Source organism: Streptococcus sp. 2106 (assembly GCF_013277315.1).
Taxonomy (GTDB): domain Bacteria; phylum Bacillota; class Bacilli; order Lactobacillales; family Streptococcaceae; genus Streptococcus; species Streptococcus pseudopneumoniae.
Genome location: NZ_VMMS01000102.1, coordinates 8384 through 18870, shown reverse-complemented (window position 1 = coordinate 18870; position 10487 = coordinate 8384). Strand labels below are relative to the sequence as shown.

Annotated in this window: 8 protein-coding genes; all 8 read left to right on the top strand. The window is 39.1% G+C overall.

Features of this window, described 5'->3' with window-relative positions; translation table 11 throughout:
* Positions 1-164 precede the first annotated feature (164 nt).
* Positions 165-1838 carry a transcription antiterminator gene (locus HT723_RS10050; RefSeq protein WP_138701937.1) on the top strand — a complete coding sequence of 558 codons (1674 nt, stop codon included), beginning with the start codon at positions 165-167 and terminating at the stop codon, positions 1836-1838.
* A 111-nt stretch (positions 1839-1949) separates the two neighbouring features.
* Positions 1950-3041 carry an L-ascorbate 6-phosphate lactonase gene (ulaG, locus tag HT723_RS10045; protein WP_172935134.1) on the top strand — a complete coding sequence of 364 codons (1092 nt, stop codon included), beginning with the start codon at positions 1950-1952 and terminating at the stop codon, positions 3039-3041.
* Between the two features lie 113 nt (positions 3042-3154).
* A complete protein-coding gene (gene tkt / locus HT723_RS10040) occupies positions 3155-5131 on the top strand; it encodes a transketolase (RefSeq protein ID WP_000067886.1) in 1977 nt (658 codons plus the stop codon).
* Between the two features lie 116 nt (positions 5132-5247).
* A complete protein-coding gene (gene yajC, locus HT723_RS10035; protein WP_001069050.1) occupies positions 5248-5547 on the top strand; it encodes a preprotein translocase subunit YajC in 300 nt (99 codons plus the stop codon).
* A gap of 46 nt (positions 5548-5593) precedes the next feature.
* Positions 5594-6022 (top strand): low molecular weight protein-tyrosine-phosphatase, encoded by a 429-nt coding sequence (locus HT723_RS10030; RefSeq protein WP_000737440.1) that lies wholly within the window; start codon positions 5594-5596, stop codon positions 6020-6022.
* A gap of 1 nt (position 6023) precedes the next feature.
* Positions 6024-6434, top strand: a complete 411-nt coding sequence (locus HT723_RS10025; RefSeq protein ID WP_172935133.1) for a hypothetical protein — start codon at positions 6024-6026, stop codon at positions 6432-6434.
* A gap of 299 nt (positions 6435-6733) precedes the next feature.
* Positions 6734-9385: a bifunctional acetaldehyde-CoA/alcohol dehydrogenase gene (gene adhE / locus HT723_RS10020; RefSeq protein WP_172935132.1), complete on the top strand. Its 2652-nt coding sequence runs from the start codon at positions 6734-6736 to the stop codon at positions 9383-9385.
* Positions 9386-9497: 112 nt separating this feature from the next.
* Positions 9498-10409 (top strand): XRE family transcriptional regulator, encoded by a 912-nt coding sequence (locus HT723_RS10015; RefSeq protein WP_172935131.1) that lies wholly within the window; start codon positions 9498-9500, stop codon positions 10407-10409.
* Positions 10410-10487 lie beyond the last annotated feature (78 nt).

Genomic DNA, 10487 nt, shown 5'->3' with positions numbered 1-10487 from the left:
GAAAATGATTGAGTATTAGCTCCTCTTTTTACATTTGATTTTTATTGAGAGTAAAGTTGGAGTTGAAGTAATTTTGAAAGATTTTTTAGAAATAGCGCTTGATATATATATGGTAAAATAAAAAGAATTGCCGTGATATCAATAGATTTGGGGGATTTTTTAATATGGTACTGGATAAGGCAAGTTGTGATTTGCTTCAATATTTGATGGATCAAGAAACGTCCAAAACGATTATGGCGATTTCGAAAGATTTGAAAGAGTCAAGAAGGAAAATTTATTATCACATTGACAAAATCAATGCTGCTCTGGTTGACGAGGCGCTTCACATCATTAGTATTCCACGAATTGGTATTCACTTAACGGAAGAGCAGAGAGATGCTTGTTGTAAACTATTATCGGAAGTAGATTCGTACGATTATATCATGAGTGCGCATGAACGTATGATGATAATGTTACTATGGATAGGTATTTCTAAAGAACGTATTACGATTGAAAAATTGATAGAGTTAACAGAGGTATCTAGGAATACTGTTCTCAATGATTTGAATAGTATTCGTTATCAACTAACTTTGGAACAATATCAGGTGACCTTGCAAGTGAGCAAGTCACAGGGATACCGCCTTCATGCCCACCCTCTTAATAAAATTCAGTATCTTCAATCGCTTCTATATCATATTTTTATGGAAGAAAATGCCACTTTTGTATCTATTTTAGAAGATAAGATGAAAGAGAGGTTAGATGATGAGTGTTTGCTTTCTGTTGAAATGAACCAATTTTTTAAGGAACAGGTTCCTTTAGTTGAACAAGATTTAGGGAAGAAAATAAACCATCATGAAATAACTTTTATGTTGCAGGTTCTACCTTATTTGCTGTTAAGCTGTCATAATGTTGAACAGTATCAAGAAAGACATCAGGATATAGAGAAAGAATTTTCTTTGATAAGAAAAAGAATAGAGTATCAGGTGTCTAAGAAATTAGGAGAACGGTTGTTTCAAAAGTTTGAAATTTCTTTGTCAGGACTTGAAGTTTCTCTTGTAGCTGTTCTCCTCCTCTCCTATCGTAAAGATTTGGATATTCATGCAGAAAGTGATGATTTTCGGCAATTAAAACTTGCTTTAGAAGAATTTATCTGGTATTTTGAATCACAAATCCGAATGGAGATTGAGAACAAGGATGATTTGTTACGAAATTTGATGATCCACTGTAAAGCCTTGTTATTTAGAAAGACTTACGGTATTTTTTCTAAAAATCCTCTAACAAAACAAATTCGATCCAAGTATGGAGAATTATTTTTAGTCACTAGAAAATCTGCGGAAATTTTAGAAGGAGCATGGTTTATTCGGCTAACAGACGATGATATTGCCTATTTGACGATTCATATTGGAGGATTTTTAAAGTATACACCATCGTCTCAAAAAAATATGAAAAAAGTTTATCTCGTTTGTGATGAAGGTGTTGCGGTTTCGAGACTTTTGCTGAAACAATGCAAACTTTATTTTCCAAATGAGCAAATTGACACTGTATTTACAACAGAACAATTTAAGAGTGTGGAAGATATTGCACAAGTTGATGTAGTGATTACTACTAATGATGATTTGGATAGCAGATTTCCGATTTTAAGGGTTAATCCTATCCTTGAAGCAGAAGATCTTTTGAGAATGCTAGACTATCTTAAACACAATATATTTGGTAATGAGGGCAAAAGTTTCAGTGAAAATCTTTCTAGTCTTATTTCGTCTTATATTGCAGACAGCAAGTTGGCTAGTAAGTTCCAAGAAGAGGTTCAAACACTTATAAATCAAGAAATAGTAGTTCAAGCTTTTTTGGAAGATATTTGAAGGACAGTCCAATGATGAACACAAACCTGTGTTTTTCTTGGTCTTTTTTAGTGTTTTGAAGGGTGGTATACTAATCTCAAAGATAACAATTATATCCAAAGGAGGCGACATATGCCAAACGTCAAAGAAATTACAAGAGAGTCATGGATTTTAGCCACTTTCCCAGAGTGGGGAACCTGGTTGAACGAAGAAATCGAAGAAGAAGTCGTACCTGAAGGCAACTTTGCCATGTGGTGGCTAGGCAACTGTGGTACTTGGATTAAGACACCAGCTGGTGCTAACGTTGTCATGGACCTTTGGTCAAACCGTGGAAAATCAACCAAAAAAGTGAAAGATATGGTTCGTGGGCACCAAATGGCAAATATGGCAGGTGTTCGTAAGTTGCAACCAAACTTGCGTGTTCAGCCAATGGTTATCGATCCATTTGCTATCAACGAACTAGACTATTACTTAGTTTCACACTTCCACAGTGATCATATCGACCCATACACAGCTGCAGCAATTCTCAATAATCCTAAGTTAGAGCATGTTAAGTTTATCGGTCCTTACCACTGTGGACGAATCTGGGAAGGATGGGGTGTTCCAAAAGAACGTATCATCGTTGTGAAGCCAGATGACACTATCGAATTAAAAGATATGAAGATTCATGCAGTAGAATCATTTGACCGTACTTGCTTGGTAACTCTCCCAGTGAACGGTGCTGATGAGACAGGCGGTGAACTTGCTGGCTTGGTTGTTACAGATGAAGAAATGGCTCAAAAGGCTGTTAACTATATCTTTGAAACACCAGGTGGAACCATCTATCATGGTGCAGATTCTCACTTCTCAAACTATTTTGCAAAACATGGTAAAGACTTTAAAATTGATGTTGCTTTGAATAACTATGGTGAAAATCCGGTAGGTATCCAAGACAAAATGACATCTATCGACCTTCTTCGTATGGCAGAAAATCTGCGTACCAAAGTCATTATCCCAGTTCACTATGATATCTGGTCTAACTTCATGGCTTCTACTAATGAGATTCTAGAACTTTGGAAAATGCGAAAAGATCGCTTGCAATACGATTTCCATCCATTTATCTGGGAAGTTGGCGGTAAGTACACTTATCCTCAAGATCAACACTTAGTAGAATACCATCATCCACGTGGTTTTGATGATTGTTTTGAACAAGACTCTAACATTCAATTTAAAGCTTTGCTATAATATAAAAATATTCTTTGGAGGTTATCCGTATGTTGCATGATACGGATAATTTTCATATAATAGTAAAATAGAATGTGTGATTCAATAATCACCTCAAATAGAAAGGAAATTCTATGTCAAATCTATCTGTTAATGCAATTCGTTTCCTAGGTATTGACGCTATCAACAAAGCCAACTCAGGTCACCCAGGTGTGGTTATGGGAGCAGCTCCGATGGCCTACAGCCTCTTTACAAAACAACTTCGTATCAATCCAGCTCAACCAAACTGGATTAACCGCGACCGCTTTATTCTTTCAGCTGGTCATGGTTCAATGCTCCTTTATGCCCTTCTTCACCTTTCTGGCTTTGAAGATGTTAGTATGGATGAGATCAAGAGCTTCCGTCAATGGGGTTCAAAAACACCAGGTCATCCAGAATTTGGCCATACAGCAGGGATTGATGCTACGACAGGTCCTCTAGGTCAAGGGATCTCAACTGCCACTGGTTTTGCCCAAGCAGAACGTTTCTTGGCAGCCAAATATAACCGCGAAGGCTACAACATTTTTGACCACTATACTTACGTTATCTGTGGAGACGGAGACTTGATGGAAGGTGTCTCAAGCGAGGCAGCTTCATACGCAGGCTTGCAAAAACTGGATAAGTTGGTTGTTCTTTATGATTCAAATGACATCAACTTGGATGGTGAGACAAAGGATTCATTTACTGAAAGCGTTCGTGACCGTTACAATGCTTACGGTTGGCATACTGCCTTGGTTGAAGATGGAACAGACTTGGAAGCAATCCATGCTGCTATCGAAACAGCAAAAGCTTCAGGTAAACCATCTTTGATTGAAGTGAAGACTGTTATTGGATACGGTTCTCCAAACAAACAAGGAACTAATGCCGTACACGGTGCTCCTCTTGGAGCAGATGAAACTGCAGCTACTCGTCAAGCTCTCGGTTGGGACTATGAACCATTTGAAATTCCAGAACAAGTTTATGCTGATTTCAAAGAACATGTTGCAGACCGTGGCGCATCAGCTTATCAAGCTTGGGTAAAACTAGTTGCTGATTATAAAGAGGCTCATCCAGAACTGGCAGCAGAAGTAGAAGCTATCATCGACGGACGTGATCCAGTGAAAGTGACTCCAGCAGACTTCCCAACCTTAGAAAATGGTTTCTCTCAAGCAACTCGTAATTCAAGCCAAGATGCCTTGAACGTTGTAGCGGCTAAGTTGCCAACTTTTTTGGGTGGATCAGCTGACCTAGCTCACTCAAACATGACTTACATCAAAACGGATGGGCTTCAAGACGATGCCAATCGCTTGAACCGTAACATTCAGTTTGGTGTTCGTGAATTTGCAATGGGAACGATCTTGAACGGGATGGCCCTTCACGGTGGACTTCGTGTATACGGTGGAACTTTCTTCGTCTTCTCTGACTATGTGAAGGCAGCTGTTCGCTTGTCAGCCTTACAAGGACTTCCTGTGACTTATGTCTTTACCCACGATTCTATTGCAGTTGGGGAAGACGGTCCGACTCACGAACCAGTTGAGCACTTGGCAGGTCTTCGTGCTATGCCAAATCTAAATGTTTTCCGTCCAGCAGATGCGCGTGAAACTCAAGCAGCTTGGTACCTTGCAGTGACAAGTGAGAAAACACCAACTGCCCTTGTCTTGACACGTCAAAACTTGACTGTTGAAGAAGGGACAGACTTCGACAAGGTTGCAAAAGGTGCCTATGTTGTCTATGAAAATGCAGCAGACTTTGATACCATCTTGATTGCGACAGGTTCAGAGGTCAATCTTGCTGTCGCAGCTGCCAAAGAATTGGCTAGTCAAGGCGCAAAAGTCCGCGTAGTCAGCATGCCATCTACAGATGTCTTTGATAAACAAGATGCAGCTTACAAGGAAGAAATTCTTCCAAATGCAGTTCGCCGTCGTGTTGCAGTCGAGATGGGTGCAAGTCAAAACTGGTACAAATATGTTGGTCTCGATGGTGCCGTTCTAGGTATTGATACCTTCGGAGCCTCTGCCCCAGCACCAAAAGTATTGGCAGAATATGGCTTTACTGTAGAAAATCTTGTAGAATTTGTGAATAACTTGAAATAATCCTAAAAATCAGGGCGTAAGCTCTGGTTTTTCTTACCAGAAAAGTAAGGTACAATCTTGTAAAAGTAGCTGAAATTTGATATAGTAGTCCTATGTAAAAGACAAAGGAGAAAACAATGAATCCAAATATTACTTTTTTAATCATGCTTGTAGGTATGATGGCCTTGATGTTCTTTATGCAACGTTCTCAAAAGAAACAAGCTCAAAAGCGTATGGACAGCTTAAATAAACTACAAAAAGGCTATGAAGTGATTACAATCGGTGGACTTTATGGAACAGTCGATGAAGTAGATACGGAGAAGGGAACAATAGTTCTTGACGTAGATGGAGTTTACTTGACTTTTGAACTAGCTGCTATCAAGACAGTATTACCGCTGAAAGAAACAGCTTCACTAGAAGGCGCAATTGAAAAATAAGACGGGATCACGAACTCCCGTTTTTCTATAAAAGAAAGGAAGTGGGATGAAAAAATTAGTCTTTGTCTGTCTGGGAAATATTTGCCGTAGCCCTATGGCCGAGTTTGTTATGAAATCAATGACAGATAACTACGAAATCCAAAGTCGAGCGACTTCCTCTTGGGAACATGGCAATCCGATTCATAAGGGGACTCAGGGAATTTTTCAAGAGTATGAGATTCCTTATGACAAGAACAAGACATCGCTTCAGATTAGTAAGGAAGATTTTGAAGCCTTTGATTATATTATCGGAATGGACGCTTCAAATATTTCTGACTTACGTCAGATGTGTCCAGTAGACTGTCAAGATAAGATTTACTCATTTTCATCTGAAAGTGTTCCAGACCCTTGGTATACAGGAGATTTTGAAGAAACCTATCGACGTGTTCAAGAGGGCTGTCAAGCTTGGTTAGAACGTTTAGAAAAGGAGAGTTAAGGTGGAAAATCTTACGAATTTTTACGAAAAGTATCGAGTGTATCTGACTCGTCCACGTTTAGAGCTTTTGGCAGTAGTTGCCATTGTTTTCTGTGCTGTACTCGTCTTTTTTCTAAATATTCCCGAAAAAGGTGTTCTAAAACTCGATAATGGAACGATTGTTTACGACGGCAGTCTTGTCCGTGGTAAAATGAATGGCCAAGGTACCATTACCTTCCAAAATGGAGACCAATATACAGGTGGCTTCAACAATGGAGCCTTCAACGGAAAAGGCACCTTTCAATCCAAAGAAGGCTGGACCTACGAAGGTGATTTTGTAAATGGTCAGGCTGAAGGAAAAGGGAAACTAACAACAGAACAAGAAGTCGTTTATGAAGGAACTTTTAAACAAGGCGTTTTTCAACAAAAATAAAGCCTCCTTATTAAAGGAGGTATTGTTAGAATGTTTAAGTAAGCGCTTACCTGTAAATCCCTTTCTTTCCAAGCTCCTCTTCCAAGCAAGTTTGTGAAATAAAAAAATATTTGAAATAAATTTCACAAACTTTAAAGAAAAAGCTTGCTAAGAAAAGAAAATGACAAACATTTCACAAGGTACTAAAAATTCTTTGTGAAATGTTTATGAAACTGTTTACAAAGTTGAAATAATGCGTTATAATAAACTTGTGAAAAAATTAACAAAGGATTAAATCCTTGAAAGCTATGGAGGAAAATATGGCTGATAAAAAAACTGTGACACCAGAGGAAAAGAAACTCGCTGCTGAAAAGCATGTCGATGGATTGGTGCAAAAAGCTTTAGTTGCCCTTGAAGAAATGCGTAAGTTGGATCAAGAGCAGGTTGACTATATTGTAGCAAAAGCTTCGGTTGCAGCACTTGACGCGCATGGTATACTGGCACAACATGCAGTTGAAGAAACTGGTCGTGGGGTATTTGAAGATAAGGCAACGAAAAATCTATTTGCCTGTGAACACGTAGTGAACAATATGCGTGGAGTTAAAACAGTTGGAGTTATCGAAGATGATCCAATTACAGGGTTGACGAAGATTGCTGAACCTGTTGGTGTAATTTGTGGTCTCACTCCAACAACCAACCCAACTTCAACAGCTATTTTCAAATCATTGATTTCATTGAAGACACGTAATCCAATCGTTTTTGCCTTCCACCCATCAGCACAAGAGTCATCAGCTCACGCAGCTCAAATCGTTCGTGATGCTGCGATTAAAGCAGGAGCTCCTGAAAACTGTGTGCAATGGATTACTCAACCATCTATGGAAGCAACAAGTGCCCTTATGAACCACGAAGGTGTTGCGACAATCCTTGCAACAGGTGGTAATGCCATGGTTAAGGCGGCTTACTCATGTGGTAAACCAGCTCTTGGGGTAGGTGCCGGAAACGTTCCAGCTTATGTTGAAAAATCAGCAAATATCCGTCAAGCAGCACACGATATCGTCATGTCTAAATCATTTGATAACGGTATGGTCTGTGCATCTGAACAAGCGGTTATCATTGACAAAGAAATCTACGATGAATTTGTAGCAGAGTTCAAATCTTACCACACTTACTTTGTAAACAAAAAAGAAAAAGCTCTTCTTGAAGAATTCTGCTTCGGCGTGAAAGCAAACAGCAAAAACTGTGCTGGTGCAAAATTGAACGCTGACATCGTTGGTAAACCAGCAACTTGGATTGCAGAGCAAGCAGGATTTACAGTTCCAGAAGGAACAAACATTCTTGCTGCAGAATGTAAAGAAGTTGGCGAAAATGAGCCATTGACTCGTGAGAAATTGTCACCAGTTATCGCAGTTTTGAAATCTGAAAGCCGTGAAGATGGTATTACTAAGGCTTGTCAAATGGTTGAATTTAACGGTCTTGGTCACTCGGCAGCCATCCATACAGCTGACGAAGAATTGACTAAAGAATTTGGTAAAGCTGTTAAAGCTATTCGTGTTATCTGTAACTCACCTTCTACTTTCGGTGGTATCGGGGACGTTTACAATGCCTTCTTGCCATCATTGACACTTGGATGTGGTTCTTACGGACGCAACTCAGTTGGGGATAACGTTAGTGCCATTAACCTCTTGAATATCAAAAAAGTCGGAAGACGGAGAAATAATATGCAGTGGTTTAAAGTTCCTTCAAAAATTTACTTCGAACGCAATTCTATCCAATACCTTCAAACATGTGAAGATATTGAACGCGTTCTGATTGTTACAGACAAATCTATCGAAAAACTCGGTTTCGTTCAACGTGTTATCGATCAATTGAACGCACGTAGCAACCGTGTAACTATCCAAGTCTTCTCAGATGTTGAACCAGATCCAGACATCACAACTGTAGAACGTGGTGCTGAGGTGATGAAAGCATTTGAACCAGACACAATCATTGCTCTTGGTGGTGGTTCACCAATGGATGCAGCCAAAGTAATGTGGCTCTTCTACGAACAACCAGAAATCGACTTCCGTGACTTGGTTCAAAAATTCATGGATATCCGTAAACGCGCCTTCCGCTTCCCATCACTTGGTAAGAAAGCGAAGTACATCGGTATCCCAACAACTTCAGGTACTGGTTCAGAAGTAACACCATTTGCCGTTATCTCTGATAAGAAAAACAACCGCAAATACCCATTGGCTGACTACTCATTGACACCGACTATTGCCATTGTTGACCCTGCTTTGGTTGAATCAGTTCCAGACTTTATCGCTGCTGATACAGGTATGGATGTCTTGACACACGCGACTGAAGCCTACACTTCAAACTTTGCTAACGACTATACAGACGGTATTGCGCTTCAAACAATCAAACTTGTCTTTGAATGGTTGGAAAAATCTGTTAAGACAGCTGACCCAGAAGCTCGTGAGAAAATGCACAATGCGTCTACAATGGCTGGTATGGCCTTCGCCAATGCCTTCCTTGGAATGAGCCACTCAATGGCCCATAAGATTGGTGGTGTTCATCACACTGTTCACGGACGTACAAATGCTATCTTGCTTCCGTACGTTATCCGTTACAACGGAACTCGTCCAGCTAAGACTACTACATGGCCTAAATACAACTACTGGAAAGCTGATGAGAAATTCCAAGACATCGCGAAAATGCTTGGCTTGCCTCACTCAACTCCAGAAGAAGCAGTTGAGGCATACGCTAAAGCTGTTTACGAACTTGGTGTTGCAGTAGGTATCAAGATGAACTTCCAGGATCAAGGAATTGATGAAAAAGCTTGGAAAGACAGCTTGCATGAAATTGCTTTGCTTGCTTATGAAGACCAATGTTCTCCTGCTAACCCACGCTTGCCAATGGTAGCTGACATGGAAGAAATTATGGCAGATGCATATTATGGCTACAAAGAAAGACCAGGACGCCGTAAATAATTGTTTATCAGTTTAGAGGCAGGAGTTATCCTGTCTCTTTTTTGTCGTTTTCACCAAACTATGATAGAATATAAAAAATTATATTTTTAAAATATAGGAGAAAACCGAAGGAATGAACAGTTTTGGTGAAAAAGTAAGAGGCTTAAGAGAAGAAAAAGGACTTAGTCGTCCAGTTTTTTGCGGAGATGAGTCTGAACTATCAGTGCGTCAGTTGGTGAGAATCGAAAAAGGAGAATTTCGCCCGACGATAAAAACACTAGAATATATTGCAGATCGATTAGAAATTCCGTCCTACGTCTTGATGCCAGATTATAAGGAATTACCCAAGCGCTACCAAGAATTAAAGTACTTTCTTTTACATCATCCTGACTATGGAGACAAGGAGTTGCAGGAACAAAAGGAAGAATATTTCGATGAGATTTTTGAGTGTTTTTATGATGATTTGCCACGTGATGAGAAGATGATAGTGGATTGTCTTCAAGCAATAGATGAAGTGAGAGCGACAGATAATGAACAGTATGGAATAGCGCTTTTAGATGAATCTTTTGAGGAACTATGGAATCAAAGAGAATTTTCCTTTTCAGACCTTTTAAAAATTAGATTGTATTTTTTGTGTAGTTATTTAGAAAATATAAAAAAAGGACAGTTATCTATTAGTGAACAGCAGAAACTTCAATTAATGTTTCAAAAAGTATGTAATAACGTAGAAAATAGCAGTACGGACGATTTATTTCTTGTTCGTGATGTGTTATTTGCAGGGCTAGGAAGTTGTGAATTATTGAATGACTTAGAGTTATTTAAGTTAGCTGTGGAAAAACTTAATTGGATTTCTGAAAAAACACGAGATTTCCAAAAGCAACCGATTGTCTTGATGGTAGAATGGAAATATTATATTCAGATGGATTATGATACAGCCAAACAAAAGTATGAAGAAGCAAAAATGATGGCGAGGATGTTTGGCAATGAGAAGTTAATCGTTAGTTTAGATAAGGAATGGAGCGAAGATGTAGAAAGATATTGTTAAATGCTTTATAGGAGTGACATTTCTGTCATTGAGGGAATGCCGCTTTTTTGTTACAATGAATTTTATACTCAATGAAAA